We start from the raw sequence: 26,959 nt of genomic DNA, 5'->3' as shown, positions 1-26,959 counted from the left end.
TTTTAATTTAAATAAAGAATAATTTTATATCACACAAATGTAACCAAAAAGAGTTAAATTCACTCAATTTTAAGGAGTATTCAAAAACTAGCACTTAGCATAAGAGTCAACGAATACAGGTCTTTGACCCATTCTTCTTAATGAAAAAACTAAAGAAATGGAAAAATAGGGTGTAGGGTTTCACCCCTCCATCTTAAGAATACAAAATTTAAAATTAAACAACCAGATAGTGGCAAGCTTTTATCCACTGACAGTTGTAAAATTAAAAATGTGACTAATAATACCTTTGTATAACATCTAGATTTATTGGTAAGTCATTCTGAGTTATATTCAATTTTTTTTTGAGTTAATTGGAAGAGTTATTATAAGGTTGATGTCGATTACGGATTTTTTCAAAACAGAAAGCGGCTGCTCCAAAAGTCACTAGCAAAACTCCTAAAACTTGCTCAATCTGTAAGGTTTCCTGAATAATCAAGCCAGCCAAAATTCCAGTTATAACGGGGATAGTTGCGCCGATAATTGCCGATCGCGAGGCACCAATTTTACGAATCCCAAAATTATTTAATAAATAGCTAAAGAGCGTTAGTACACCTAGTAGGAAAGCACATAAAACAAGTTCGAGGAAGTAAGCAGGGTTCAGTTGTAGGTTCCAGTTCGTTGGTAAAGGCAGTATCAAACCGAAGACAGACAAGAACAACATCGTAGCGAAGTTAATCAAGGTAAAAGAAACTGGATGTAGTTTGGCAGCACATTTGCGCGAGAAAATGAGGTAAAAAGCAAAAGCAGTTCCTGAAGCAATTGCTGCAATGCTCCCCAAAGGAATATTCCTCATGACAGTGCTGGAGGAACTCCCTAAAACGAGCAATTCTCCTAAGCCAATGGCAGCCATAGCACCGAAACTGAAGAAAGTTAGGCGATCGCCGAACAGAGACCACGAGAGGAGTCCGCTAATTACCGGATAGACAAAGAAAAGTGCGATCGCCACTCCAGTGGGGACTTGACCGATGGCAAGGTAGATGAGTACCTGAGAGAGAAACAAAAAGCATCCACTGACAATCGACAGCACCAACACCCGCTTTGCAGTTGGATTACTGGAATTGCCTCGGATTGAGTCACCCAGGTATTGTAGGTCTTGCCACACTCGTGAGTGCAGTATCGGAGCCAAAACCAACATCAGCGGGACAACGACCAGCATCCTAAGCATTAAAATTAACAAAGAATTACCCAAAGTCGGCGATATTACGCGCTCCACATCAAACACACCGAAAATTTGGGAACCTGGAAGGAAAATCACTTTAATGACGATGTTGTACAATGCCGACGCCACTGTTGACAACACAAGCAGGATGATCCCGGTCAGCTGTAGGGATGACATTCCCGTTTGTCTTTGCAGTTGCCTTGGCATGACCTGTGGTGGCTGCGAGGTGGCTGGTAAAGGAGGAGATGCGACTGGTGTTGGTTCTGGGGGATGAGACTGGGGTGTTTCGCTTGGCAAGACTATGCTTTGGGAAACAGAACTCCGAGCAGAGGTTTCTTCCTGTGGCGGACTGCTGGGTCTAACTGTAATTGCCAGCGGAATATCGGTTTGCAACTTCGTTGGAACTTCCTCAGAAGCTGGTTGATGCGGCTGCTGTTGAGTCTGTTCAATCTCAACAAGGGGGATTTCTCTAATTGCAGGCGGAGAAGTTTCTGCTGTTGTTTCTTCCACTTGAGAGCGGAGGCGATTCACTAACTCTATTAAAATAGCTTCCCCTTCCCTTTGTTGGACACTCATCCGGGATAACTGTTGAGAAAGACTGCTTTGATAGTTTTTCAGTTCCTGTTGTAGTGAATTAAAGGTAATAGTAAGGGTGTCATCCAAAGAGTCAAGCAGTTTTTCTGCATATTCATTAACTTCACTTGCTGAACTACTTGTGGTTTGATCTGGTTCAGAGCTTACCGTTGGGGAGCGTGTCTCCCTAGCTTGGGTCGCTAATGTTTCAAGAGAAGATTGCAGCTGCGTTGATATGTGACTAGCCAAAACTTGTGACAACTGACGAATCAACGCTTGCTGCTCGTTGATTTCGTGTCCCTGTTGTAGATGTTCTTTTTCCTCTTGCAGCCGTTTAATATCTTCAGTTAAGCGGTCTTTTTCTACCTGTAGCCGCTTCATATCGTCGTGTAGCGACTTGAGCAAATTCCGTTGGAGAATTTGCAATTCCTCCGTGACCGCCCGTATGGCAGTTTCTGCTGACCCGTATGGATCGCCTTTTCCTCGCAGGTTATCTGGTCGCCTCTCGTATCGCCCCATTAGTCTTTAACCTCTCACCCTTTCCCAATCAAGCAGCTTAGTGTTGACTTAGATCGGCGCTTATATTCCTACTATTTCTGGCTTGTGTCAATGGACAGACACCCCGCCTTCCAATGCAAAATGACGGGAAGGCTGAACAATCCGTATCTTTTAGTTCCAAATGAAAGCTGATACGGCAATTACAGTTGTTGTTCAGATATCTTGACAGATGTTGCTTTGTACTGTAATAGTATTCAGTAACGAAAACCGCTACACAATAAAACTAAGTTTAAGTTTAAACTAGTTGCACACAAGCTCTTGAGCGTGTAAATCACAAAGCATTGTCTAAAGTCGTGCGAGTACTTGAAGAACACTTTGCTGAATTAGAAGCCATACTGCAAAAATACGGTGTAAGAGTCCTGAGTAGCAAGTGCTGAGTGTTGGGTAAGATTTCAGGAAGGTTACTCAGCACTCAAGACTCATTGCTCGCAACTCTGGACTTTTTCGGAACTTAGAACACAACACTCAGCAATGTAAAGATAGCCGCACTAAGAGCTGCACTTACAGGAACTGTAATGAGCCATGCGGCGGCGATTCCTTGGAGAGTTTTGAATTGAACTGACTTGATGTTTTGCATCAGTCCAATCCCAACAACACCACCGACGAGAGCATGGGAGGTGGAGACTGGTAAACCCAAGCGGGAGGCGAGTAGGATAGTCGTGGCAGTTGCAAGTTCCGCACAGAATCCACTACTGGGTTGCAAGGGAATAATGCTTTCGCCAATGGTAGCTATGACTTTTTTACCCCAAATAGCTAAACCAGCAACAATGCCAACGCCACCAAGTATTAAAATCCATATGGGGATACTGATGCCGTTCATGGGTACGGTACCAGTGTTATTGATGTAAGCAATTGCAGCCAAAGGAGCGATCGCATTCCCCACATCATTAGAACCATGAGCAAAGGCAACAAAACAAGCACTGAGCAATTGAAATCGAGCAAATAATCCTTCAACAGGATTCTGGAATTTAGATTTTGGATTTTGAATTGGGGCTTCTCCTCTTGTCCCCATATCTTCCAATTGTCGCCAACTGTAGAAAGTCAGTCCAACTGCTGCTACAGCACCACTTACCAGTGGAATATCATGAGCGGGTATTTTTAAACCAACTTGCGAAATCAAAAAATCTGCTATCGGTTGAGTCAGCGGCGGTAACACAATGACACCAAATACCCCCAGCAAAAGCGCACTCAACCAAGGAATCCACTCGTCTAACTGCACCAATGGATTTGGTTGATCTAAAATCCAGCGCTTAATTTGATTATAGAATAAGGCGGCAATTGCGCCACTTATGACGGGCGTAACAATCCAGCCTAAAGTGATTCGCCCAATTGATGACCAATCAATCGCACTTACTCCCAAAGCCATCCAGCTAAACCCGGCGATCGCACCAACAACAGCATGGGAAGATGATACAGGCAAACCCCGTGATGTAGCAATTTGCAACCACAACCCGCCAGAAAGCAGCACCGCCACCATTCCAGTCACTAGCATTTGGGGTGTATCGACGAATAAAGCTGGATTGGCAATTTTCGTCGCCAGAGTTTGGGATACCTCATGTCCAAACAGAACCGCACCCGTAAACTCCAACACTCCTGCAATGATCAGTGCCTGTTTCAGGGTAACAGCCTTGGAACCCACGGAAGTTCCCATTGCGTTAGCAACATCATTTGCACCGAGATTCCAAGCGACGTAGAAAGCGAGAAGTGCGACTATGATGACAAGCATTTTTTCTTATAAAGGATGAGGGAGTGAGGGAGTGGGGGAGTGGAGGAGTGCGGGAGTGGAGGAATGGAGGAGTAAGCGAACATTGACTCTTCCCCCCCTCTCCCTCTCTCCCCCTCCCCGTTTCCTCTTCTCTAGGGATAAATCAAAATTTTGTACGTTTCCGGAGTAGGAGCGATCGCTTGTTCCACTGCTGCTGATAAATCTTGTAATGGATAGCGATCGCTAATCAACGCCTGCACGTCAATGCGCTTATTAAACACAATATCAGCAGCGAGACTTTGAATACGGTATGATGAACTATAACTGCCCATCAAGTCAATTTCCCGGCGGTAAAGGATATTTGGGTTAACCGGGATTTCCACCTCATCGGGAAACTCAGCGAAAAAGAGGATTTTGCCACCTTTGCGGGTACAGTCGAGGGCTTGAAAGAAAGCTTTTTCACTGGGAACCGCTAACAGAGTAACATCAACACCCATGCCATTTGTCAAGCTCTGAATTTTTGCAGGTAAATTGGCGTCACGGGCATCAAATGCTGCTTCTGCACCCACATTCAAAGCTTTTTCAATGCGGGATGGGAGTAAGTCAGTGGCGATCGCCTTCGCCCCGAAGTATTTCACCAACATAATAAACATTAACCCAATTGGTCCAGCACCAGTAATCAAAACCGTTTGACCCGGGGCAATTTGCGCTTTTTTCACCGCCTTCAGGCAGCAGTTCGTTGGTTCTACAAAACTTGCTTCTTCAAAACTGATATCATCAGGGATGGGAATAATTCCCCCATTTCGTACGATGTGACCGGGAACCTTGACATACTCAGCAAAACCGCCGCCGCTAGCGTTAAATCCTGCTGTGGTAGAGATGTTTTTGTAGACATCGCACATTGAGAAATTGTCATTTAGGCAATAGGCGCAACGCATACAGGGGATGTGGTGCATCACCGCCACCCGTTGCCTAACTTGCCACCCCTTGACTTCAGAACCTACTGCTGATATAATACCAGCCGTTTCATGTCCAAAGATGCGCGGCGGTTCATACAGGGGATAACGAATTTTTTTGATATCCGATTGACACAACCCCACGACTTGCACCTGTACCAGCACTTCATCGGGTTCCAGTGAAGGTACGGGGATATCTTCGTAAGAAAGTTGATTGACGCCTCTAAATACCTGTGCTTTCACGTTGCTTCTCACCGCTCAACGATCTATAGATGTAACACTTAGAGGTGTTGTTTATGCGATCAGCGACAAGATTTTAGTTACGCAAATGTGACTTTGATAACTTAAACAGCATCATTACGGAATTCATAAGAGCGAATTTTACCAACAAATTTGAGTAATTTGTTATTTTGCTCTAATCTGTCAAGCAGTTCAGTAAATGTAATTGGTGGATTATTGAGATCCTTAGATTGCTGCTGAAGAACTTGTATCATTTTTTTGGAGTCTAGGTCAAAAAGGTAACTCAGAAAATCATCTGGATGCGACGCTTCAATTCCAAAGGGTGCTAAAGCTTCTGCCCGAAAGTGTTTGAGGTTAGAAGTAACAATAAGACCCACTTTAGCAATTATGGCAGCAGCGACAACATGGCGGTCATCAGGGTGATTTGTCATTGTTGCAACTAACTCTAACGGTACTTCCACCATTGCTTCTGGAAAGTGTGTTTTGAGCATTTCCTGAAAGCGTGTTGCCTTCGCCGAAGTCATCCTTCCCTTTTTCACTAAATTACGCGTAGCACCGTCCAAAATTTCCTGTGAAAAATGAACTTCATAAAGTTCTGCTTCAGCCGCACGCAGCAGGGTATCACACAAAGGCATCGGGAAAAGAACACAAGAATCTAAAACAACACAGGGAGAAGCTTTGTTACTCATCTAACTCACAATTTTCTTCATCGTAAAATCCCTCATCTTGCAGAAACTGAGTCAGTTCTTGAAGTGCTTGCCGACGCTTCATATCTCGCTGTTCCTTATATTTCATCAAATCCTGGAAAGGAACTCGTCGATGTGTTCCTACTTTGATATGAGGAATTTCTCCCTGCTCTAGTAGTTTAATCAGATAGGGGCGTGAGACGTTAAGAAAGTCTGCTGCTTGTTGTGTCGTCATTTCACAATTTTCCGGAATTATAGATATGATTCGACCTTTAACAAAAGCTTGAACGACATGATGCAACACCTGGTGAAGCGACTCAGGAATGTCAATTTGTTCTCCATTAGCTCCCAGTAGTTTCACTTTGGAGCCTTCTGATTGTAGTATGCGCTCTAGTTCCTTAAAAGTTTGAGCTTCTTTTTCTTGAGCTACCACTGACTCTACAGATGCGCTATTCCCCAATATGATGGTCATGTTTGGTATTTGGGTAATTTTTTGCAGGTTACAATAATCATTGTATTACATAGACGAAATAGACGAAATTAAGCGAGCAACTTTGTCTGTGTGGGTTCGCAGATAAAAGAACATTTTGATGACGAAGTTATCAGGGTTTCAGATCCTTAGAGTATTGATTATGGATAACAAGTATCAGTTTCGTACACTCCGACAGTTATTGCAGAAATTTAGAGTTATACGATTATTAGTGCTTTTAATAATCTGTATTATGAGCATTGTATTGATTTCTGGTTGTTCTTTTGAGCCAGTCACTCTTACTTTTGTAGTTACTAAAAACGAAGTAGAAGATTGGAAACCACTGATCAACCAGTTTGAGGCTAAGTATCACATCAAGATCAACCTCAATCCGGCAAAAGCAAACGTACCAGATGCTAGCGATAAAGTAAAAACAGCCTTGGTCTGTGCCTTCGAGGAGAAAAAACCCTACGATCTGCTCTATTTAGACATCGTCTGGGTTCCTGAATTTGCCGAGCGAGATTGGCTCACGGATCTCACTAAAGAGTTTCAACCCGAAGAATTAAAGAAGGAGGGGTTTCTAGTTAATAAGATCGAAAATGGCTTGTATAAATGTGAAAATTGCAAGGATAGCAAACTATATCGCGTTCCCTTCCGCACTGATATAGGCGTACTCTACTACCGAAAAGACTTGGTAAAACAGGCTGAAATACCGAAAACATTTGACGATTTGAAAAAAATCTCCAAAGATTTGCAAGATAAATTGCGGGCAAAAACAACAGAAAAAGATTCTTGGGGATATCTCTGGACCATGTCCAGAAAAGTGAACAATCTGCGGTTCTACATCTAACATGGCTTGCTGAACATCTTTGGGACGGACTGCCCAACGCTGTTCTATGATAAAGCGATCGCGTTTTTTGGCTAAACGTATCGCCTCTTCAATGTTACGCACCTTTTCATCTAGCCGCAGGCATGATGTTTGTCTTGGATTTGCTGCCAGAATTAAGATTTTTTTTACAGGCGTATTGTCGCTCATATACAGCGGTTTGCAATTGGGTGAGGTACACAAAGAAATAATGAACCACAGATGGACACAGATGGACACAGATAAATTAGTACTTCATTCAGATGAGAAGCGCTGTAGTAAGACTGGTTATTAAGTACTTCGCGGCATAACATCTAAAAACTTAACTAAAAAGTTTAGGGCTACCCGAAAGTGGGATACACCCCAAATTCTTTAATTCCGTATTTTAAAGTAATTTTCTACAAGATTGGTGTCAGCGTGCGATGGCACGGAGTGCCCGCCAGAGGCGATCGCCGATCTATCAAACTTACTTTTTCCAGACGCTGTGAAAAGTCAGCTTGCAATAAACCGTGCAATAAATCTCCCACTTAAAGCTTAAGCCCATTTTAATGGGTTAAAATCTTTGCCTCAGTTAGCTTTAGCTAACTTTAGCTTTTAGCCCGAACTTTAGTTCAGGGCAGAATGTAGTGCGAAGAGGAAAATATATCAACTATCTACCGGAGGTTGAAAAATGGTTCATCAAACATACACAGCAGATGTCCTAGTCGTCGGAGGGGGAACCGGGGGAACCGCCGCCGCCATCCAAGCGGCGCGACGAGGGGCAAAAACTATCCTTGTGAGTGAATTTCCTTGGTTGGGGGGAATGCTGACATCAGCCGGCGTATCTGCGCCGGATGGGAATGAATTAGAAGCTTTTCAGACAGGGTTGTGGGGTGCGTTTCTGCGGGAATTGCAGCACCGACAGCCGGGAGGACTAGACAATTGCTGGGTCAGCTTTTTTAGTTACGATCCGCGTATTGGGGCAAAGATTTTTGCAGATTGGGTGCAGGAGTTGCCAAATCTGCTTTGGATTGCGGGGCAAGTGCCATTAGAGGTTTTCCGGCAAGGAAATTGCGTCACTGGCGTTCGGTTCGCAGATTTGACTATCAAAGCCAAGATAACTCTCGATGCCACAGAGTTAGGAGATTTATTAGCTTTAGCTGAAGTGCCATTGCGTTGGGGTTGGGAGTTGCAGTCTGAGTGGGGAGAACCCAGCGCCCCTGCAGATTTTAATCATCTCACACAAAGATATCCAGTGCAAGCACCCACTTGGGTCGTGATCATGCAGGATTTTGGTGAAGCACTCGCCCCAGAAATTCCCGCCGCACCTAATGAAGACATATCACAGTTTACTGGCGCTTGGGATAACTATAGTGCAGAACAATTTTTGAATTACGGACGCTTGCCGGGTGGTCTATTTATGATTAACTGGCCCATTCATGGCAATGATTACGGCAAAGGATTAGGGCGATTGATAGAAACAGAAGAAACACGGCGCGAGTTTCTTCAAGAATGTCGTTGGCACAGCCAAAATTTTGCCCGTTTTATCCAAAACGAAATTGGTCGTCGCTACGGTTTAGCTAATAATATCTTCCCAGCATTTAGCACTAGTTTCGCCCTTCATCCTTACTACCGGGAAAGCCGTCGCCTAGTAGGACTCACGACTGTGCGGGAACAAGATATTCTGCCAATGGCTGGAGGTATGGTTGCATCTTTGAATGAAGATGCAATTGCTATTGGTAACTATCCGAACGATCACCATTATCCAGATATTGAGTTTCAGCTTTCACCCAAATCTATCCTTTGGGGAGGACGAAGGACGGGAACTCCTTTTACAATTCCTTACCGTTGTTTAATTCCTACACAAACAGATGGTTTACTCGTCTGTGAGAAGAATATTTCTGTCTCCCACATTGCCAATGGAGCAACTAGATTGCAACCTCTAGTAATGGGTATTGGTCAAGGTGCGGGAATGGCTGCTGCTCTGTGTGTTGAGTTGAATTTAAGCCCTCGGAATTTACCTGTCAGAGTTCTGCAAGAAGCTTTATTGCAAGATAAATATGCGCCTGCGGCAATGATTCCATTATTGAATTTGCTACCGAACGATCCGGATTGGCTGCACTGGCAATTGTATTATTTAGATGAGCCAGAAGCATATCCAATTAATGGCAATTGCCCTTTTTTATCGCCTTCTCAATATTATTACATGAATGGCGATAGCGTCACTGTAAGGAAAACTTGTTGTTTCCAGGGCATCTTTTACCGAATAGCTCACCAAGATTACAAATTCACTATGACTGCGCCAAGTAAATACAAGGGGCAAACTTGGCAGATTGTGACATTGCGATCGCACATAGACGAGCAGTTGCAAACTTTTTTTAATGAGCAAATGCTTACACTTTGGGGTCGAATAAATCACGCCCTTAATTGGTTAATAGTTGAAAATCTCAGCACCTAACAAAAATCTGTGCAGTAAAAAAAAATACTATTTAATAAATTATCCGGATGCACTAAAGAAAACTCAGTATCAGTGAAATGGAGAGTTCAAAAATAGACATTTACTATGCGTGCTGCCATTTCACTTTTCATCTCAGGATTGTTATTAGGCTCCTTAGCTGTTAACACTCAAGCATCTGGAATACAGGTATCCAACTCTGGCATACAAGAGTTGATGTCGGCAAAAAAGAATACCAACAAGCCTACTCGCAGACCCTATCGTGGTAGTGGGCGCAAAGAAATGGTGCAACATATCGAGATTACACATCCTGTTGTCTAACAATGAGAAGTTAATGCTATTCGTTGTGATGGCAATCATCTTGTAGCAAGGGAATTAACTTACGGTAAGCCAGGGTGTTAGGCTGAAAATTCGTTACTTACCCTCCCTAGTAGAGATGTAAGAGTAAAGATACAAGCAGATTAAGTAATACTTCGGTATTTTATCCGTGAGATTCTCGTATACCTAGTCAGCTTTCAATTCTTGCATCGGAACGCGAAGCAAGTTTAGCTGCCTGTGTTGCAACCATTAAGAACTACTTCAATAAGCAGGAGCGCGATTGCGTAGAGCGCAGCGTCCTTACGGGCGATGGCACGGACTGTCCGCCGGGGCGCTATGGCAACCTTCAGGTTATCTCTTGAAAGGGTGCTATTTGGGCTGTTAGTTCAGCTATAGTCCATGTAGTTCAGGTATTATGACTATCGAGAAATCTGTGAGTTGACTGCAACCTTTTTTAGGACAGATTGCTAGGAGAATCACGAGCTGATATAACAAAACTTCACTCAGTTTGGAGACAGATGTTTTCACTAACCCATGGAACAGCTTTTTGAATGAATGTTGCTAAAAAAAAGGGTGGACATTGCCCACCCAACTTATAGAACAGCCGAGACATCTGTTCTACACTGTCGTTTTTTTGCGGTTATTTTGCATCCCTTTGATGCCGTTAAGAAACATCGGCACAAATCTTTCCATTAATGCCTGTGGGTCTCGCTCCCAAATACGCTGAACTGCATTAATGCGGGTCAGTTGTAAATCTGGCGCTAGCAGAGTCTGCGGTAAGCGCTCCATTAGGTATTGAGGACGTTCCCACATTGGCATTGTGTTTGCCACTTCTAGCAAGTTGGCAACTCTACGCAGTTCCGCACCTAAGGTGATATCCATGCCAGCTTCAAAGGCTGCTTGTTCAATAGCAGCGTATTTCCGCTTGGCTTCCTCGACCTTTTGGCGATGTTCTGGACTTTTGTCTGCTAACTGCGCTAACCAACGGTTACCCCAGCGAACGTGTCCAGCTTCTTCTGGCAGAATTTTTTCAATCGTTTCGCGGATTTTAATGTTTTCTTCGGTTTGCGGCGCTTGCTTGAGGGCGTAAATATGGGCAGAGAAATACTCACAGCCCCGTTTTTCAGTAATGTTAATTGCTGCCAATGCAGCAATGATGCCGTCCTCAAGGTTGCGTTTTGGGTCGTAGGAGTCTCGGTCTATAAGACGATCAAATTCATCGATATAAGAAGAGCCAGGAGGCGTTCCCACATCCGCTCCCAGTTCCAACAACAAATCAGTCAGCCACATGGCATGACGGGCTTCATCTGAAATATGGTGAGATAAATCCCGTACTAGTTCGCGTGGCTGTCCATTGAGTTGTTCAATGACTTCGGTAAGGTCTTTGCAACTGCGTTGCTCACTGTAGCGGTAGCGGTTAAGGGTAATGAGATGCAATTCGCGATCGCGGACAACTTGTGTCAAAATGTCCCTTGCACCTATGGCATTCTGAAATTTTCGTGGGTAAGCAACAGCCATAAATTTTTATGGAGTTATGTAAACTATTTCTAATACTACCTACTTTTTTACTAGAGCTACCATAAAACTTTCTTACATCAAGCTGGCTTGCGAGCAATGAGAACTGAGCAGTTACCAGTTACCAGTTACCAGTTACCAGTTTTTAGCGGGAGTCCGCAGACCCCCATCAAAGATGGTACGTTTCACTTGGGGTCTAAATCCCCTGCGTGTTACCTGGCCACTGTTCACCCTTCGGGTATCTCCTCCGGAGAGGCTGCGCCAACGCCAGTCGCCTACGGCGGGAGACCCGCCTGCAGCGCTGGACTCACTGTTCACTGGTCACTGTTTTAACCACCACATGGCTAACGCCACGCACTCGCGAACGCACACAAAGTCACGGGGTCTTACACGAAAAAAATGGGGAGGGTTTATACGATAACTCGTCTAATGCCCATGATAAATCGTGGGGCTTGGAACCCTCCCCATTTTTTAGGGGACAAATGCGTCATTCTGACCGGAGCTTTCGGAAGTCTCCGGCTCCGCTCCAGGCTCCTGACTCCTGACTACTTGTTGGTCAACTACAAACCCATTGAGTATAAAATGAGACGATCATGCAGTTTGTCGGGCAAAATATGCTTGAGCACTGCTGCGATTTTGGCGTCTTGTCCAACGAGATAGCGAGTATGCGGCTTCTTTGCAGTGAGCGCATGGACAACAGCCTGAGCTACTATATTCGGAGAAATTCCTTTAGACGCTAAAATCCCCACTTTCTTACGCACAGCATTCATAGCATGACCGTACAAGTTTTCTGCCCATTGAGGCAGATTCTGTTGCGCCATATCGGATTGAGTTAGGGACTTATCCCAAATTGGGGTAGCGATCGCACCAGGTTCAATAATTGAAACTGAGATTCCCCAAGGTCGTAACTCCATACGCATCACATCGGTGAGTGCTTCCAGCGCAAATTTTGAGGCATTGTAAGCTCCAAGAAACGGGGCAGGGCTTCTACCACTAATCGAACCCATATTCACAATTCGACCCCGACTCTGGCGTAATAGACCAAGAAATGCTTGTGTCACTGCTAGTTGTCCGGTGACATTAACCTGCAATTGCTGTTGAAATTCTGCGATTGGTAGTAATTCTAACGGACCTGGGACGGCAATTCCGGCGTTATTCACTAAACCTAAAATTCCACCACCACCGACTGCATTTGTTAACGTCTCAACTGCGGCTGCAATTGACTCAGCCTCAGTAACATCTAAAAAAATAGGAATGAGTCTTTGTGACGCTTTGCATTTGAGTTTTTGAGCATCGATATCTTTACGTACGCCAGCAAAGACAAAGAATCCCAACTGATCTAAAAGCAAAGCACACGCTTCACCAATTCCTGTTGATGCTCCTGTAATCACGACTGTACGTTGAGTTCCTACAATCATTAATGCTCTCCGTATTATGGCGTTAACTAAAAAATCGGCGTTGCATCATTTCGGGATGATAATTGATCAAATCGCAGGCATCAATTGTGTAGAGAATATCGGCACAAATTGCTGTTGATAATTTTCATCCCTTCTTGATTAAGGCAAAATAAACGAATCACTTTTCACCAAAGCTTCAACTGAAAAGTTTTCTCTGAGTGGCTTTTTTATGATGTTTCAGAGGAAATGCAAAGAAAGGACAAAATGAATTCTTTGAATTCGGATTTACACGGAGAGATTTATTTCAAAATAGCAAATCAAAGCATGATTTATCCTCAGAAGATTCCACATTCAATCTGTAAGCATAGGCGATCGCTCTCTAGCTAAACGAGAGAAATGTCATTTTGGGGAATTGGGTGAAAAACCGGAAAATTTAATGTAGAGTTTGTATCAAATTATAAATGGCTGTCTGTTTCATGATCTAGCTATGCCACCAAACCTCTGAGGGCAAAATTTTTGTGGCCAAGTGTTCAAAATCAATCCTTGACATTTGTAAAATTTAATAGTATATTCACACGTCTTTTTTTTCGCATCTTTTGCACCTTAATTGTTAATTTTTGTTAAGATTAATAATTTCGTAACTTTAGATACAGAATTGGTGTTATAGTGTAATTAATTAAAAGTCAGCTAATCATAACATTACTTAAATTATTAGGGAGGACTTTGCTATGTCTACTCAAGAAAAAGCTCGTGCTTTAATGATGCGTCACTATCAGGTCATTAAGAATCGTCAACAATCTATGCTCGAGCGTACTGGTGAGGAAATAGGTCTTCCTGGAGAAGTCTCTAATTACTGGAATCCGATTCAAGGAAAGATAGACCCTACCGCTCGCATAACTTATGATCGCAGCAATGCGACTATGAGCTAGGTGTCAGCAGCACGTTGGCGGGGTTCCCCCGCTTGAAGTGACTGCTGACCCGGAGGGTCAAGATTGTTGAATTTTTGTAAAGACGCGATATGTCGCGTCTGTACCACGTAAAAAAAGCCACCCGCCTAGGGTGGCTTTAGTTACGATTTCAAAAAAAATGCTCTCAAATAGCGCGTTTAATTAAGCATCGTAATAGAGGGCAAATTCGTAGGGATGAGGACGCAACCGCATCGGGTTGACTTCATTATCTAGCTTGTAGGAAATCCAGGTTTGAACGAAGTCTTCTGAGAACACACCGCTTTCAGTTAAGAAGGCGTGGTCATTCTCTAGTGCTTCCAACGCCAACTCGAGAGAACCAGGAGTTGAAGGAACTTTCGCCAGTTCTTCTGGGGAGAGTTCATAGATATTTTTATCAAGAGGTTGACCGGGGTCGATTTTGTTCTTAATACCATCTAACCCAGCGCACAGCATGGCAGCAAATGCCAGGTAGGGGTTAGAAGTTGCATCAGGACAGCGGAACTCTAACCGTTTGGCTTTGGGGTTAGTACCAGACAGAGGAATACGGATAGAAGCAGAACGGTTCCCTTGGGAGTAAGCCAAGTTTACTGGTGCTTCATAACCAGGAACCAAGCGCTTGTAAGAGTTGGTGGTGGGGTTGGTGAGGGCTAGCAGTGCTGGTGCATGCCTGAGGATACCGCCGATGTAGTTCAACGCCATTTCACTTAAGCCAGCGTATTTGTCGCCAGCGAACAGCGGTTGACCATCTTTCCAAATGGACTGGTGGGTGTGCATCCCAGAACCGTTATCGCCAAAGATGGGCTTGGGCATGAAGGTGACGGTTTTGCCGTACTTATTGGCAACATTCTTGATGACATATTTGTAAGTCATCAGCCAGTCAGCAGCTTCAATTAACTTACCAAAACGGAAGCCAAGTTCACTTTGACCACCAGTGGCAACTTCGTGGTGCTGCTTTTCAATTGGGACTCCGCACTTTGCCATTGTCAGCAGCATTTCTGTACGGATATCTTGGAAGGTATCGGTGGGGGGAACTGGGAAGTAGCCCTCTTTGTAGCGTGGTTTGTACCCCAGGTTAGGACCTTCTTCTCTACCTGAATTCCAACGACCTTCAACCGAGTCTACGTAGTAATAGCCTTGGTGCGCGCCTTGGTCAAAACGGACATCATCAAAGATGAAAAACTCGGCTTCAGGACCAAAGAAGGCTGTATCACCAAGACCAGTGGAAACTAAGTAATCTACTGCTTTCTGGGCAATAACACGAGGACAACGGCTATACCATTCACCTGTCCGTGGTTCTTTGATGCTACAAATGATACTCAGAGTTGGCTCTTTCATGAAAGGGTCGATCCAGGCAGTATCTGGATCGAGTACCATTGCCATATCTGATTCATTGATGGCTTTCCAACCCCGGATACTAGAACCGTCGAAAGGTACGCCGTCTGTGAAGGAACTCTCATCGATTTGGTTGTGGAAAACCGTGAGATGCTGCCAGGTTCCTGGCATATCGATGAATTTCAGATCGATCATCTGAATGTTATTGTCCTGAATCATCTTCAGGACTTCTTGTGGGGTTGTCATGGTTACTCCTTATCAGCCGATTTATTCATAGTAAAACCAGAGTGTTCAAAGCATGCTGACCCTGCTTGTAAATCCAAATCTATGAGACACCTGGAATATCGTAAAGATTTAAAATTGGAGAATTTTGTATTGTTTGTAACAGAATCTGTGTTTGCAAGGGGATATTTAACCTTTACTTAACCAGTTTCACAAAAGTTGACAGTTTATCTCCCAGGGGTCAACTTTGGCATAGAATCCATAATTAGCGGTATAGATTGTTTTTGTGTTGGGGCTTCTTTTACAAGAGGCACTCTTAAGTTGCAGCTTGGAAAAAGCAGTCAAATTAATATCAAACCATAGAAAGGACTGATTGGGAGAAAAAGGAATGCGGGATGCAGTGACAAGTTTAATTAAGAATTATGACGTTGCAGGGCGGTATTTCGACCGGAATGCGATCGACAGCCTCAAGTCTTACTTTGAAAGCGGTACCGCACGCGTGCAAGCATCTGCGGCTATTAATGCAAATGCGGCGGCAATTGTCAAGCAGGCTGGTTCTAAATTATTTGAAGAACAGCCGGAGTTGATTCGTCCAGGTGGAAACGCTTACACGACTCGTCGTTATGCGGCTTGTCTACGAGATATGGACTACTACCTGCGCTATGCTACCTATGCCCTTGTTGCTGGTAGTATGGATGTGCTGGATGAGCGGGTACTGCAAGGGCTGCGGGAAACTTACAATTCTTTAGGTGTGCCAATTGGTCCAACGGTTCTCGGTATCCAAATTATGAAGGGTATTGTGAAGGAGCAAGTGTCTGCGGCAGGTGTAAGCGATACGAGCTTTGTAGATGAACCGTTTGATTATATGACTCGTGAGTTGAGCGAACAAGATATCTAAGTACAGCTTCGCGTAAAAATGAGCGCGTTTTTAAACGCAGAGGAACGCTGAGTCTCGCCAAATTTAATTGGCTACGAATTCATGAAATGCTGTACTAAGTTGCTCTGTTGGTTTTAAAATAAGGCGAGTCTCCTTTGGGACACTCGCTTTTTTTATCGAACCGCACCAGGCGCGGAGTACACAGAGGAAAAGGAGGAGGAGAACAGAGGTAGTAAAGGGATTTGATATCACTTCCTCCTGCCGAAAATCCGCCACAATAGAAGTTGCCCAACGATTGAGGCGCTGGTTATGGAAGAATTACTAGAGTTAAAAGATTTGTTACTCAAAGGTGATGTACCAGGAGCTTTGGTCATCGTTGAAGAATTAGAAGAGATGAGTCGTAAGGATATAATCAAGACAATTCGTAGCTATGCTGTGATTGTGGTGTTACATCTTATTAAACAGCAAGCAGAAAATCGCACGACTCGCTCTTGGGAGGTCTCTATTCGTAATTCAGTGCGGGAAATTCAAAGGGAAAATAAGCGTCGTAAAGCACGAGGTTATTATTTAACCGCAGAAGAATTGCTGGAAACCTTAGAAGAAGCTTACTTAAATGCCATTGATGAAGCTTCTCTAGAAGTAGAAGAAGGGCGTTATGAACCAGAAGAATTAGAACAACTAGTTAAGCGAGAAGATATTATAAAGCGCGCCTTAGTTTTGATTTCAGGACAAGAGTAAAGTTAATTGGTTAAACAACGACTCGACACTTTATTAGTAGAACTCAATTTATGCTCTTCCCGCGCCTTAGCACAGCGTCTCATTCAGGCGGGGGAAGTGAGTGTTGATGGTCAAATTATTGATAAGTCGGGTACGGAAGTTGATGTTTTGGCTCATATTCAATTAAAAGAGCGATCGCGTTTTGTTTCTAGAGGCGGGGAAAAGTTAGCAAAAGCATTGGAAGTGTTTGCGATTCCTGTGGAAGGGCGCATTTGTTTGGATGGCGGTATTTCTACGGGTGGCTTTACAGATTGTCTCTTGCAAGCTGGCGCAAAACGAGTTTATGGCGTTGATGTTGGTTACGGACAAGTTGACTGGCGTTTGCGAAATGATGCTAGGGTGATTTTGAAGGAACGCACAAATTTACGGTATCTAACGCCAGATGAGTTGTATCGTGGTGCTGAACTAGCTGATTTGGCGGTGGTAGATGTGTCGTTTATTTCTTTAACCAAGATTTTGCCAGCTCTATGGCAGTTACTGCAACCTCCCCATGAAGCTGTGTTGTTGGTGAAACCCCAGTTTGAAGTGGGTAAAGACCGTGTCGGTAAAAAAGGTGTTGTGCGTGACCCTAAAGACCAAGGTGATGCTATTTTTCAGGTATTGCAAGCCGCTGGTGAATTAGGATGGAAGTACAAAGGTTTAACTTGGTCGCCTGTCACTGGTCCTGCTGGGAATATAGAGTATCTCTTATGGCTGGGAATGGAGAGTGAAACTCCGCCGCCTGATTTAGAGACTGTTCACCAGATAACAATATTAGCTGCCTCTAAGTTGCGATAAATTGTTTTTTGTAAATTTCTCTTTTATTTATTGGATTAACGTTTTGCTTTATTTTTTTAAGTTGCAAAATAGAAGGACAGTTTAAATATTGATGAGAGAAAATTGCATGAGTACTCAAGATAAAGCACGGGAATTAATGGTTCAGCAGCGTCTGCAAGACGAACACTTGCATGAGTCAATGCTCAATCGTGCTGAAGCAGTGCATCGTAGTGGAACAGAAGCTATGACCCAAGAAGAAGCACGGGAGTTAATGGTACAGCAACGTCATCATGCAAAACACCTACATGAGTCAATGCTAAACCGTGCGGAAGCTGAGGTAGGATTGCCTAGTGATAACAATGACTCTTCTCAAGAGTGTCGTCTTTATTGACGTAGTGAAGTACGGTTGAAAGAAAACTGCTCCAACTCTTGGCGCAAGCGATACAAAATTGTATTTTGTTCCACCTCAGCCAGTATTTCTTGAATGACTGTACTTGCTCCTAATTGTCCCCAAGAACAGCCTTTTTCTAAATATACCTGTGCCGCTTTACCTACTGCATATGCTCCATAACCTGCGACACCACCTTGCGTGATTGCAGTTCCAGTATATGCAGTAATATTTATCGGGTTATCTCCAGAAGCAATTGCAGCGGTACTTTTACCCAAACCTAACAGCAAACTGCTGCCTAGTTCTCCCAACAGCAAGCCACCGGAACTCAATAAAATCGTTTTTAAAATTTTTCCTGCTTCGTAGCTTGTGATTGGTAAACCATAGAGGCGTGCTAGAGAGCGAATTAAAGCCAAGTCTGCCACGGTTCCGCCTAGAATATCTAAGAAGGCGATGGGGTTGAGTGCTACTGCTAAAGCTTTGTATTTAGTATATTGCCAAATCAAGTCTTCTGCTTGTTGTTGACGAAAGTCGAGGGTTTTTTGGGCGATCGCCTCTTGTGCATCCCTTGCTTGGATGAGTGCGTTTAAAGCGAGGAGCGATCGCCCTTCGCGATTAAGAATTTTAAGAATTGTTTCTTTTAGATCATCTATTTGTGGCGGTGGTGTCTCCAATTCATAAGTCACATGACCGTCGGGAAACTCAACGCGCACTTCTATAGATGCAGGTTCCGCCGCCACCATAACAATTTCATCAGGCTTTAAGGGTTTACCTTGGGGATTTCCTGCCCCCAACTGTTGCAAATTATTATAAATTGCTGTTTTATCTGTATCAGGGTAGAGGTCTATCTTGTTGAACACCAAAATTAAGGGTTTCTGCGCCTGTCGCAATTCACACAGTGCTCGATACTCTGTCCGTGTAATGTCACCAGACACCACAAACAAAATCAAATCTGCCTGAATCACGACTTCTCGCGCCATTTGTGCCCGTAAGTCACCCTCAATTTCATCTAATCCTGGTGTATCAATTAATTCCACCTGCACCTTACCGCCAGGATTCCAGCGTACGGAACGAGGGTACTGAGTCACACCGTTAAGCGGACCAGTTTGCAATATCTTTTGTCCCAGCAATGCATTCAACACCGCTGATTTCCCACGACTCACCAAACCAAAAGCAGCGATGCGAATGACGTTGTAGTCTAGTTTGTTGAGTGTGGAGGTCAAAACTTCCAATTCCGGTTTTACCAAACCTGCTAATTGTGAGTTTGTTGACGGCTGTCCCGGTTTGCGAAGATTTCCATACCAAGACAGCGCTTGTCTGAGGCTAGCACGAGCGCGGTTTAAGTGAGTTTCTTGCAGGTTCTTTGACACTGGGTTAGATTGACTCAAGGCTATACCAATTTTAGAGTTTAGATTTTGGATTGGAGAAATCAAGCTAAGCGCTGACTCATCAGATGAAATTATTTATCAGTTTTCAGACTTGTCAAAAGAGCAGATAGCTGCTTGTTTGAATTATGGCTGCGATTTGTTAGAGTTTGAAACGGTTGCATCGTGAGTTTCAGGTTTTTTGGCGATTGCAAGGCAGCGCAGCACCCGTAAGGGCGATGGCACAAAGTGCCCGCCCCACAGGGGCGATCGCTCTATCCCTAACTCCATTATTAAAATATCACCTGAGGCTGGCTATGAAGTTGTGATTTTTCAGGATTACATTCTTGCCAATTGAATAAATAAATTTTGGTGAATCATGAAATATTCAACTCCAAACGTAGACTGATTAATCAATTTTTTGTAATTCAAATTGAACTTTCTATGTTAAATCATTGGGAGTCATAACAGATGAGTCGGTCAAATCCCATTAATGCACTGGAACGTTGCAAACGCTTTTTAAGCAGGAAAAAAAATTCGTTTACAGGAAAGTATCATCTCTATACAGGCGAAAAACTCAATTGGTTTCAAGTCACTTTACGACTTGAAATGTCACTTATTCCAGTCATTCTTCCCTGGGTAATATTTGGTGGTGTATACGGTTTTTTAATTTCATTAGTCTACCATTTTGGGTTTCCCATAGGATTCTCACACAGGAGTGGTGTCCTGACCAATGCCGTCTTGACTTTCAATATTGGCTTTACTTTGTTATTAGTTTTCCGGACGAATACAGCGAATGAGCGATTTTGGGAAGGTCGTCAACTATGGGGAGCTTTAGTTAATACGGTTCGTAATTTGGCTCAAGGAATTTACGTAGTAGTTAAAGAGCAGTCACCCAAAGATAAAGTAAAAAAAGAGGCAACAATCCGGCTATTAGTTGCTTTTGCGATCGCCATGAAGTTACATCTTAGGGCAGAGTCATTGGACGCGCAGTTAGCATCATTGATGTCCGAAACCCAGTATTTCAAGCTCAAAGATACTCAACATCCCCCACTACAAATTGCCTTCTGGATTAGGGATTATTTGCAGCATCAGCATGACCGTAATAGTCTAAATATCTATCAACTGACTGCCTTACATAACTTAGTGGATGATTTGGTAGATATTTTGGGTGGTTGTGAACGCATTTTAAGAACGCCACTGCCCTTGATATATACGATTAAGCTCAGGCAATTGTTATTGATTTTTTGTCTGATCTTGCCTCTTGAAATAGTTAGTTATTTAACTTGGTGGACTGGTATAATAACGGCTTTTGTGAGTTTTACCTTATTGAGTATTGAACAAATTGGCTCGGAAATTGAAGAGCCTTTTGGGCACGATCCAAATGACCTACCTTTGGATGTGATTTGCAATACAATGCTACGCAATGTTGAAGAATTAATCAAGGTTGCTCCTAGCACTGATTATGACTTGCAACTTTAATTTATAGCCGTTTTTAAATAAATGAACCCTGTCCAGACGTTGCACTGCAACGTCTGGACAATGTCGTCTATTGAGATGCAAATGGCTGTAATTTTAATTGGGAACAATTCAAAAATGTCAAATGTCAAAAGGGTAAAAGCTGACTCCACAGCGATTGGGTGTAGTGAAAAAAAGATGCAACTAACACCCATAGATGGGAACCAGCTTGAATAAGTTAACGTCAAAAGGGACAGAATGAATGCTGCACTGTCTACTGGAGGAGGTTGAACTTATTCGACTGGATGGGAGGTGTTTTGGAGGTAGGAGCACAGATGACAGATGCTTATTGCTGCACTTGCTCTGTCATCGTGGGAAAATAAATTGGGATGAAACTGGCTGCTGTCGAATAGGTGTGTGAGTGAAGAAGTCCGTCTGAGTACTCGATAACCGAGGGACTTCTTGCCAACAGGATTGACAAAAGCAGTAGCTTCCAATGTGACGCACATGACGCAGCAAAGAACTACCGCAACAGGGACAACTATTCGTTGTCTTTTTCATCTTTATCTCCTTTGGACGAAAGCTGATGATGGGAGCTTCACTTCACAGAAGCTATTGATCCCAATGAGGTTTTTAGGGCATGAATGAGTCCATTCTTGGGAGTGCGTTCTTTGAGGATGTTTTCATAAACCGCCTCATACCCATCCACCATCTGGGTCACGGTAAAGCAATTTTCTACGTATTCGCGACACCCTTGACGGTTTAATTCCAAAGCAGCAGGAATCATATCCACCATTTGTTCATAACTAGGGCAAACAAAACCTGTTGTTCCATGGGCAATGACTTCTGGTACAGAACCCATATTCATGCCAATCACTGGTGTACCAGTTGCCATTGACTCAATCATCACCAAGCCGAAGGGTTCTCGCCAGGTGATGGGAAACAGAGTTATGGCTGCATTCCCCAGGAGTTCAACTTTGGCTGCATGGCCTAATTCACCCAGGTATTCAATTTGCTGACCATCGATGTGCGGGGCAATCTCTTTTTCAAAAAACTCTGTGTCTACCACATCAACCTTACCAGCTATCTTCAAGCGCCAACCTGCTTGTTTTGCAATGGTGATCGCATGTTGTGGTCCTTTTTCTGGCGACAAGCGTCCTAGAAATGCCAGATATGGAGGTTCTTGTGGTTGTGCTACAAAAGGGTAATCTTCGATTTTGATGCCGTTGTATACAGTGCTGACGTAATTCAGGTCTAGTTGACGCTGGGCATCACTAATGCTGATATATGGTTGCGTTCGATGAAGGGAAAATACTTTGCTGTTGTCATTGGTGAAGATGCCATGCAGGGTGTGTACTGTAGGTGTTGACACCATATTTGCTAATGGCAACGCCCATATCCCCACATGGGAATGAATGATGTCGAATTCTGCCGCTTGTTGGTAAACCTGGCTAGCTTGCAGTACTTCGTACATCACTCCCTCTTTGATATCTGGGTCTAAGCGCAATGCACGCGGATAAACTGCTTGTAACTTAGCCAATGTTTGCGAATCGCCAGAGGCAAACAAAGTGACATCATGACCGCGACGTACCAGTTCATCAGTCAGGCGACTCACTACGAGTTCAATTCCTCCGTAAGTTGAAGGTGGAACCCGTTCCCACAAGGGGGCTATTTGAGCAATTTTCATATGTTTTCTTGGTTCAGCTGGTAAAGTGGTCGTTGAACAAGGGTTTAGATACTTTTGCTCCAGGTTATTGATACCTCCTTTTCTGGAGTTGGAATTCACCAAACTCCCTGTGAACAATGTATTTTCTGCTAAGTTTGCACCCTTTAAGCGCCACCTCCAAAATTTCTGCTGACTAGCCATAGTGCAGCTAGCTTCTACTTTATTCTACTATATTAAGATATCACATCTATCGGAAGAAATATATAACAAAAACCAATAATATAAATATGTTCAACTTTCTATAGGGTTAAAAGGTATGGGAAACAACATTCAAGAGGTATATAACTAATAACTGGTGCTGGTGTTAGAAAAAGCAGCATTTGATCTCAGCTAAATTCGCAATTCCTAAGTAAAGCTTATTGATTCGTTGAACGTTGAAACGGCGTATATTTTCCCCCCAATGCTTCTACAATAGTTCGCGTGTTTGCCTCTATCATTTTAATGTAGGTATCACCCTCACCTCCAGGCGCACCAATTGAATCAGAATACAGTTCGCGTGGTGCTAATTTGATTTTTGCTTCTTCAGCAACAGTTTGAATCAAAGCTGGGTTAATTGTTGTTTCAGCAAAGATTGCGGGGACGCCAATCTTTTTAATTTCTTCTACCAGCCTTTGCACGGTTTGTGCGCTGGGTTGTTCTTCGGTGCTGATACCAATTAAAGTGCCTGCAATGGGTATCTGATAAGCACGTCCATAGTATTGAAATGCATCGTGCGTTGTTACGAGTTTGCGCTTATCTGCTGGGATAGTTTGAATTTGCACCTTTACCCAACTATCTAATTGCTTTAATTCATCAGTCAGTTGCTGTGCTTTTTTTGTAAATTCCTCTTTGTCTTGTGGCGATAACTTTATTAAAGCATCGCGAATGGCATTTACCATTGCGATCGCATTTTTTACATCACCCCAAACGTGCGGATCGGGAACTTTCCCTTTTGCACCTTCGTTCAACTGCAAAGGCTTGACAACTTCGCCTACTGGTAGCTGACGCGCTTTCCCCCCCGCAGATTTCATTAACTTAATCAGTCCGGGTTCTAGGTTGTAGCCGTTGTATAAAATCAAGTTGGCTTCTTCCATCACCTGTGTGTCTTTCGGGACTGGTTCGTAGACATGAGGGTCAGTACCCGGTTTAAGTATTCCAGTGAGCTTAATTTCGTCTCCCCCTATCTCTTGTGTTAAGTCTGCAATGATCGTGCTTGTTGCTACCACTTTCGGCTTATCATTGCTGGCAGAGGAAGAGCTAGAGTTTTGTTGAGTACAACTAGATAAAGCGAAAGACAACACTATTCCCAGACAAAGCAGAGGAATGTGGATAAAAACATTTCTGTAAATGCTACTGCCTTCTTTCTCAAGTATTACTTTCATTTATGTAAGTTATTACTTCCAATTATAGATGTTTTCATATTTCTTTCATTTTTATAGTAAGCTCAAGCAAAGGAGTATTCAAGCACTGTTATGAACATTGCCTATTTGCACCCAAAATACCTGCTATTTAAGAAAAAGGCTGATGAAATGCCCGTTGTAGAGACGCGCCTTGTACAGACGCGCCATGATGCGTCTCTACAAGATACAGAAGCGATTCATATCGCTCATTTGGGGATACATTACCGCACTCAAGAAGCCTTGAGGGATGTCAATTGTACTGTGAAACCAGGGCGACTGACTGGGATTTTTGGTCCCAATGGTGCAGGCAAAAGCACGCTCATTAAGGCAATGTTAGGGTTAGTTCCTGGCAGTGGTATAGTTGACTACCAAGGCAAACCCTTAGCACAACAACTTGACAAAGTTGCATACGTACCACAGCGAAGCCAAATAGATTGGACTTATCCCGCCACTGTTTGGGATGTAGTGATGATGGGAAGGGTCAAGAAAACAGGATGGTTGCGTCAGTTTTCAGCGGTGAGTCGCCAAGTGGCAAAAAGTGCAATAGAACGGGTTGGGATGAGTCAATACCAGAACCGTCCTATTGGAGAACTTTCTGGGGGACAACAGCAGCGGGTCTTTTTAGCGCGTGCTTTGGCGCAAGAAGCAGAGATTTTCTGCTTTGACGAACCGTTTGTCGGTATTGACCAAAAAACCCAAGCGGTGATTTTTGATGTTTTCCATGAACTCACCGCCGCAGGCAAAATTGTCTTAGTTGTCAACCATGACTTAGGAGAATCCATCACCCATTTTGACGATTTGATTTTATTAAATCGGGAGTTAATCGCTACTGGTTCGCGCCAACAAGTCCTCACTGAAGAAAATTTGTCCCGCGCCTATAGTGGTAAGGTGATGTTTTGGAGTGAAGCAGCATGATAAAGTCAAAAGTCAAAAATGAGAAGTATTTTACTAAGGACTAATGACTAATGACTATATTGCAAGCTTTGATTGAGCCTCTACAATACGGCTTTATGCAGCGATCGCTTGTCATTGCCATTTTAGTAGGTTTATTATGTGCAGTTGTTGGTAGCTACTTAATGGTGCAACGGTTAGCTTTGCTGGGTGATGCTATCAGTCACTCGGTTTTACCAGGACTGGCGATCGCTTTTTTGGTGGGAGCGAATATTTACTTTGGGGCATTTATTGCTGGTGTCATCAGTACAATGGCGATCGCGTGGATTAGGACACGTTCTCCTATTAAAGAAGACGCCGCAATGGGGATAGTTTTTTCTGCATTTTTTGCCCTTGGGATCACTCTCATTACTGTTATTCAAAAAGACAATAAAATTGACCTCAATCACTTCCTTTTTGGAAATATTCTCGGTGTGACCATTCAGGAAGTGCGTGATACTGCCATCATTGCGGCTGTAGTTTTGTTAACTGTCTTTTTATTATACAAAGAACTACTATTTTATACGTTTGACCCTTTAGGTGCGAAAGCAGCAGGATTACCAGTCAATCGCCTCAATTTTGGACTCATGCTGCTGATTGCTCTTACTATCGTCGCCAGCATGAAAGCTGTAGGTGTCATCCTAGTACTCTCTCTTTTGATTACACCAGGAGCAACTGCCTACTTATTAGTGAAACGCCTCCATCAGGTGATGATTTTGGGGGCGTTTCTTGGTGTATTTTCTAGTATTTGTGGGATGTATCTCAGCTATTTTTACAATTTTCCCTCAGGACCAGCGATTGTTTTAGTCGTATCGGGATTATTTTTGTTAGCTATGCTATTTAGTCCTAGACATGGTGTTTTGATAATTCGTCATTAATTCGTCATTAATTAGAACCGCAGACGGACGCAGATGCACACAGATAAATCATCTGCGTCCGTCTGCGTTTATCTGCGGTTTTATTTTGTCCTGCATTCTTCTCAAGAATGACTTCTCAAGAATGACGCATTCTTGCCTCAATTCTCTTTCTCTGGGACCACAAACCAACCCCTGTCACAAAACCTAACCCAAGTATGGCAGAGGGTTCCGGTACCTTCTTCCGCTCTTGGTAGTCATATGTGACTTGGATACTGCTTTTAGCATATGTTGTGACATAAGAAAAGATATTACCCGATCCAGAAACAGTTGATTTCGCTGTTGCGGAGAACAACAAGTCTAGGTCGTCGGAACCAGTAAAAGTCTGTAATGAGTTGCTGTCTGTGTAAGTTTTTGTATCAGACTGGCTTGCTGTTAGCCCCTCAACAGTCTTACCAGAGGTACCAGCGTAATCAGTCGTGTCATCATATCCGGTGACATTGTAACTGTAATCCTGTTGCGGATTAAGCTCAACAACAGATGTCCCATCAGGCAGTTGTAATTTTAACGTGCCGGAAAGATCCACTGTGACTGTAGATGATTGTGGGCTTTTGTTTTCAAACCCTGCATCTCCTTTCAGGTCGCCGATAAAATCTATCGTGACGCTATTAAGTGTACCAAGAGACGAGTCAAACTTTTGAATACTTAAAGGTGCATCAATAATATCTGTATAACCAAAACCTGCGTAAGGTACTGTCCCGTCTGTAGGCGCATCGTATGCTGTGGTATATGTGACTGTAGCCGCATGAGCCACTCCAGTAGTTGCCACGATGCCTGTCAATGCGGTCATTGCAGTTAATGCGCTTAAAAATCTTGTTTTCATAAAAATGACTTGCTAAGACCTCGATAACTACATTGGTATCTACAATGCCAATCTATTTTTAACCTAAGGGTATACTTAAAGGCTTGATAAATCTACGTAAAATTTTTGTAAATTTTGCATGAAAAAATTCTATTTGCTAGTAGATTCGCTTA

General features: G+C 43.3%; 26 protein-coding genes. 13 read left to right on the top strand and 13 right to left on the bottom strand.

All coding sequences use genetic code 11. The annotated features are described in order from the left end of the window. Window positions 1-346: 346 nt before the first annotated feature. The 5 genes from MAS10914_RS0122405 to MAS10914_RS0122385 all read right to left on the bottom strand — a co-directional run bounded on the left by MAS10914_RS0122405 (window position 347) and on the right by MAS10914_RS0122385 (window position 6,388). Window positions 347-2,290: an EamA family transporter gene (locus MAS10914_RS0122405; RefSeq protein WP_017318186.1), complete on the bottom strand. Its 1,944-nt coding sequence runs from the start codon at window positions 2,288-2,290 to the stop codon at window positions 347-349. A 490-nt stretch (window positions 2,291-2,780) separates the two neighbouring features. After that, window positions 2,781-4,055 (bottom strand): inorganic phosphate transporter, encoded by a 1,275-nt coding sequence (locus MAS10914_RS0122400; RefSeq protein WP_017318185.1) that lies wholly within the window; start codon window positions 4,053-4,055, stop codon window positions 2,781-2,783. Between the two features lie 131 nt (window positions 4,056-4,186). Further along, window positions 4,187-5,233, bottom strand: coding sequence for a zinc-dependent dehydrogenase (locus MAS10914_RS0122395; RefSeq protein ID WP_017318184.1), 1,047 nt, complete (start codon window positions 5,231-5,233; stop codon window positions 4,187-4,189). 101 nt (window positions 5,234-5,334) lie between these two features. Beyond that, window positions 5,335-5,919, bottom strand: a complete 585-nt coding sequence (locus MAS10914_RS0122390) for a PIN domain-containing protein (RefSeq protein ID WP_017318183.1) — start codon at window positions 5,917-5,919, stop codon at window positions 5,335-5,337. Continuing rightward, the gene (locus MAS10914_RS0122385; RefSeq protein ID WP_017318182.1) at window positions 5,912-6,388 is read right to left on the bottom strand and encodes a helix-turn-helix domain-containing protein; all 477 of its coding nucleotides are present in this window, start codon (window positions 6,386-6,388) and stop codon (window positions 5,912-5,914) included. The genes MAS10914_RS0122390 and MAS10914_RS0122385 overlap by 8 nt, the downstream gene beginning before the upstream one ends. Window positions 6,389-6,638: 250 nt before the next feature. Between MAS10914_RS0122385 and MAS10914_RS0122380 the strand changes: the two genes are divergently transcribed. The 4 genes from MAS10914_RS0122380 (at window position 6,639) to patX (ending at window position 10,005) form a co-directional block, all read left to right on the top strand. Continuing rightward, on the top strand, window positions 6,639-7,235 hold the full coding sequence (locus tag MAS10914_RS0122380) for an extracellular solute-binding protein (protein WP_017318181.1): 597 nt from the start codon (window positions 6,639-6,641) through the stop codon (window positions 7,233-7,235). Between the two features lie 46 nt (window positions 7,236-7,281). After that, window positions 7,282-7,545, top strand: coding sequence for a hypothetical protein (locus tag MAS10914_RS35815; protein ID WP_232224215.1), 264 nt, complete (start codon window positions 7,282-7,284; stop codon window positions 7,543-7,545). Window positions 7,546-7,920: 375 nt separating this feature from the next. Next, window positions 7,921-9,687 carry an FAD-dependent oxidoreductase gene (locus MAS10914_RS0122375; RefSeq protein WP_017318180.1) on the top strand — a complete coding sequence of 589 codons (1,767 nt, stop codon included), beginning with the start codon at window positions 7,921-7,923 and terminating at the stop codon, window positions 9,685-9,687. Window positions 9,688-9,792: 105 nt separating this feature from the next. Beyond that, window positions 9,793-10,005 (top strand): heterocyst-inhibiting protein PatX, encoded by a 213-nt coding sequence (patX, locus tag MAS10914_RS30825; RefSeq protein ID WP_017318179.1) that lies wholly within the window; start codon window positions 9,793-9,795, stop codon window positions 10,003-10,005. Between the two features lie 615 nt (window positions 10,006-10,620). Here the strand turns inward: patX and MAS10914_RS0122365 are convergent. Both MAS10914_RS0122365 and MAS10914_RS0122360 read right to left on the bottom strand, forming a co-directional pair. Beyond that, window positions 10,621-11,520, bottom strand: coding sequence for a ferritin-like domain-containing protein (locus MAS10914_RS0122365; RefSeq protein WP_017318178.1), 900 nt, complete (start codon window positions 11,518-11,520; stop codon window positions 10,621-10,623). A gap of 557 nt (window positions 11,521-12,077) precedes the next feature. Beyond that, window positions 12,078-12,935 carry an SDR family oxidoreductase gene (locus tag MAS10914_RS0122360; protein WP_017318177.1) on the bottom strand — a complete coding sequence of 286 codons (858 nt, stop codon included), beginning with the start codon at window positions 12,933-12,935 and terminating at the stop codon, window positions 12,078-12,080. Between the two features lie 707 nt (window positions 12,936-13,642). Here MAS10914_RS0122360 and MAS10914_RS0122355 point away from each other — a divergent pair. Next, on the top strand, window positions 13,643-13,843 hold the full coding sequence (locus tag MAS10914_RS0122355; RefSeq protein ID WP_017318176.1) for a hypothetical protein: 201 nt from the start codon (window positions 13,643-13,645) through the stop codon (window positions 13,841-13,843). Between the two features lie 180 nt (window positions 13,844-14,023). Here the strand turns inward: MAS10914_RS0122355 and glnA are convergent, their stop codons facing one another. Beyond that, window positions 14,024-15,439 carry a type I glutamate--ammonia ligase gene (gene glnA / locus MAS10914_RS0122350; RefSeq protein ID WP_017318175.1) on the bottom strand — a complete coding sequence of 472 codons (1,416 nt, stop codon included), beginning with the start codon at window positions 15,437-15,439 and terminating at the stop codon, window positions 14,024-14,026. A gap of 364 nt (window positions 15,440-15,803) precedes the next feature. Between glnA and apcB the strand changes: the two genes are divergently transcribed. From apcB to MAS10914_RS0122330, 4 genes are all read left to right on the top strand, one after another. Next, entirely contained in the window at window positions 15,804-16,313 is a 510-nt protein-coding gene (apcB, locus tag MAS10914_RS0122345; RefSeq protein ID WP_017318174.1) for an allophycocyanin subunit beta, read from the top strand. Between the two features lie 288 nt (window positions 16,314-16,601). Then, the gene (locus MAS10914_RS0122340) at window positions 16,602-17,030 is read left to right on the top strand and encodes a DUF29 family protein (protein ID WP_017318173.1); all 429 of its coding nucleotides are present in this window, start codon (window positions 16,602-16,604) and stop codon (window positions 17,028-17,030) included. Between the two features lie 6 nt (window positions 17,031-17,036). Beyond that, entirely contained in the window at window positions 17,037-17,846 is an 810-nt protein-coding gene (locus MAS10914_RS0122335; protein ID WP_017318172.1) for a TlyA family RNA methyltransferase, read from the top strand. Window positions 17,847-17,952: 106 nt separating this feature from the next. Continuing rightward, complete coding sequence (locus MAS10914_RS0122330) at window positions 17,953-18,216, top strand: hypothetical protein (RefSeq protein WP_017318171.1); 264 nt, start codon at window positions 17,953-17,955, stop codon at window positions 18,214-18,216. Here the strand turns inward: MAS10914_RS0122330 and MAS10914_RS0122325 are convergent. Continuing rightward, window positions 18,210-19,601: a GTP-binding protein gene (locus tag MAS10914_RS0122325; RefSeq protein WP_026082741.1), complete on the bottom strand. Its 1,392-nt coding sequence runs from the start codon at window positions 19,599-19,601 to the stop codon at window positions 18,210-18,212. The two genes, MAS10914_RS0122330 and MAS10914_RS0122325, sit on opposite strands and share 7 nt — an antisense overlap. A gap of 178 nt (window positions 19,602-19,779) precedes the next feature. Here MAS10914_RS0122325 and MAS10914_RS34545 point away from each other — a divergent pair, with 178 nt between their 5' ends. Further along, a complete protein-coding gene (locus tag MAS10914_RS34545) occupies window positions 19,780-19,935 on the top strand; it encodes a hypothetical protein (protein WP_232224214.1) in 156 nt (51 codons plus the stop codon). A gap of 113 nt (window positions 19,936-20,048) precedes the next feature. Continuing rightward, entirely contained in the window at window positions 20,049-21,059 is a 1,011-nt protein-coding gene (locus tag MAS10914_RS0122320) for a bestrophin family protein (RefSeq protein WP_017318169.1), read from the top strand. A 269-nt stretch (window positions 21,060-21,328) separates the two neighbouring features. Here MAS10914_RS0122320 and MAS10914_RS33125 read toward each other — a convergent pair whose 3' ends face one another. The 3 genes from MAS10914_RS33125 to MAS10914_RS0122305 all read right to left on the bottom strand — a co-directional run bounded on the left by MAS10914_RS33125 (window position 21,329) and on the right by MAS10914_RS0122305 (window position 24,122). After that, the gene (locus MAS10914_RS33125; RefSeq protein ID WP_156818218.1) at window positions 21,329-21,544 is read right to left on the bottom strand and encodes a hypothetical protein; all 216 of its coding nucleotides are present in this window, start codon (window positions 21,542-21,544) and stop codon (window positions 21,329-21,331) included. Window positions 21,545-21,633: 89 nt separating this feature from the next. Continuing rightward, on the bottom strand, window positions 21,634-22,722 hold the full coding sequence (locus MAS10914_RS0122310) for a glycosyltransferase family 4 protein (RefSeq protein ID WP_026082740.1): 1,089 nt from the start codon (window positions 22,720-22,722) through the stop codon (window positions 21,634-21,636). 395 nt (window positions 22,723-23,117) lie between these two features. Next, window positions 23,118-24,122: a metal ABC transporter substrate-binding protein gene (locus MAS10914_RS0122305; RefSeq protein WP_017318166.1), complete on the bottom strand. Its 1,005-nt coding sequence runs from the start codon at window positions 24,120-24,122 to the stop codon at window positions 23,118-23,120. Between the two features lie 147 nt (window positions 24,123-24,269). On the opposite strand from MAS10914_RS0122305, the gene MAS10914_RS0122300 reads away from it, so the two are divergent. Both MAS10914_RS0122300 and MAS10914_RS0122295 read left to right on the top strand, forming a co-directional pair. Further along, a complete protein-coding gene (locus tag MAS10914_RS0122300) occupies window positions 24,270-25,055 on the top strand; it encodes a metal ABC transporter ATP-binding protein (protein WP_156818308.1) in 786 nt (261 codons plus the stop codon). A gap of 56 nt (window positions 25,056-25,111) precedes the next feature. Beyond that, window positions 25,112-25,948 carry a metal ABC transporter permease gene (locus MAS10914_RS0122295; protein ID WP_026082739.1) on the top strand — a complete coding sequence of 279 codons (837 nt, stop codon included), beginning with the start codon at window positions 25,112-25,114 and terminating at the stop codon, window positions 25,946-25,948. Between the two features lie 115 nt (window positions 25,949-26,063). On the opposite strand, the gene MAS10914_RS0122290 is transcribed toward MAS10914_RS0122295, so the two are convergent. Then, entirely contained in the window at window positions 26,064-26,774 is a 711-nt protein-coding gene (locus MAS10914_RS0122290; protein ID WP_232224213.1) for a choice-of-anchor E domain-containing protein, read from the bottom strand. Window positions 26,775-26,959 lie beyond the last annotated feature (185 nt).

Origin of the sequence: Mastigocladopsis repens PCC 10914 (assembly GCF_000315565.1) — a bacterium.
Taxonomy (GTDB): Bacteria; Cyanobacteriota; Cyanobacteriia; order Cyanobacteriales; family Nostocaceae; genus Mastigocladopsis; species Mastigocladopsis repens.
Note: the sequence above shows the minus strand (reverse complement) of the source record. Positions and strands in the feature narration are given on the sequence as shown.

Excerpts from the sequence above, each read along its gene's own strand:
- MAS10914_RS0122405 (WP_017318186.1), bottom strand. The coding sequence starts at position 2,290 with ATGGGGCGATACGAGAGGCGACCAGATAACCTGCGAGGAAAAGGCGAT.
- MAS10914_RS0122400 (WP_017318185.1), bottom strand. The coding sequence starts at position 4,055 with ATGCTTGTCATCATAGTCGCACTTCTCGCTTTCTACGTCGCTTGGAAT.
- MAS10914_RS0122390 (WP_017318183.1), bottom strand. The coding sequence starts at position 5,919 with ATGAGTAACAAAGCTTCTCCCTGTGTTGTTTTAGATTCTTGTGTTCTT.
- MAS10914_RS0122385 (WP_017318182.1), bottom strand. The coding sequence starts at position 6,388 with ATGACCATCATATTGGGGAATAGCGCATCTGTAGAGTCAGTGGTAGCT.
- MAS10914_RS0122380 (WP_017318181.1), top strand. The coding sequence starts at position 6,639 with ATGAGCATTGTATTGATTTCTGGTTGTTCTTTTGAGCCAGTCACTCTT.
- MAS10914_RS35815 (WP_232224215.1), top strand. The coding sequence starts at position 7,282 with ATGATAAAGCGATCGCGTTTTTTGGCTAAACGTATCGCCTCTTCAATG.
- MAS10914_RS0122375 (WP_017318180.1), top strand. The coding sequence starts at position 7,921 with ATGGTTCATCAAACATACACAGCAGATGTCCTAGTCGTCGGAGGGGGA.
- patX (WP_017318179.1), top strand. The coding sequence starts at position 9,793 with ATGCGTGCTGCCATTTCACTTTTCATCTCAGGATTGTTATTAGGCTCC.
- MAS10914_RS0122365 (WP_017318178.1), bottom strand. The coding sequence starts at position 11,520 with ATGGCTGTTGCTTACCCACGAAAATTTCAGAATGCCATAGGTGCAAGG.
- MAS10914_RS0122360 (WP_017318177.1), bottom strand. The coding sequence starts at position 12,935 with ATGATTGTAGGAACTCAACGTACAGTCGTGATTACAGGAGCATCAACA.
- MAS10914_RS0122355 (WP_017318176.1), top strand. The coding sequence starts at position 13,643 with ATGTCTACTCAAGAAAAAGCTCGTGCTTTAATGATGCGTCACTATCAG.
- glnA (WP_017318175.1), bottom strand. The coding sequence starts at position 15,439 with ATGACAACCCCACAAGAAGTCCTGAAGATGATTCAGGACAATAACATT.
- apcB (WP_017318174.1), top strand. The coding sequence starts at position 15,804 with ATGCGGGATGCAGTGACAAGTTTAATTAAGAATTATGACGTTGCAGGG.
- MAS10914_RS0122340 (WP_017318173.1), top strand. The coding sequence starts at position 16,602 with ATGGAAGAATTACTAGAGTTAAAAGATTTGTTACTCAAAGGTGATGTA.
- MAS10914_RS0122330 (WP_017318171.1), top strand. The coding sequence starts at position 17,953 with ATGAGTACTCAAGATAAAGCACGGGAATTAATGGTTCAGCAGCGTCTG.
- MAS10914_RS0122320 (WP_017318169.1), top strand. The coding sequence starts at position 20,049 with ATGAGTCGGTCAAATCCCATTAATGCACTGGAACGTTGCAAACGCTTT.
- MAS10914_RS33125 (WP_156818218.1), bottom strand. The coding sequence starts at position 21,544 with ATGTGCGTCACATTGGAAGCTACTGCTTTTGTCAATCCTGTTGGCAAG.
- MAS10914_RS0122310 (WP_026082740.1), bottom strand. The coding sequence starts at position 22,722 with ATGAAAATTGCTCAAATAGCCCCCTTGTGGGAACGGGTTCCACCTTCA.
- MAS10914_RS0122305 (WP_017318166.1), bottom strand. The coding sequence starts at position 24,122 with ATGAAAGTAATACTTGAGAAAGAAGGCAGTAGCATTTACAGAAATGTT.
- MAS10914_RS0122300 (WP_156818308.1), top strand. The coding sequence starts at position 24,270 with ATGCCCGTTGTAGAGACGCGCCTTGTACAGACGCGCCATGATGCGTCT.
- MAS10914_RS0122290 (WP_232224213.1), bottom strand. The coding sequence starts at position 26,774 with ATGACCGCATTGACAGGCATCGTGGCAACTACTGGAGTGGCTCATGCG.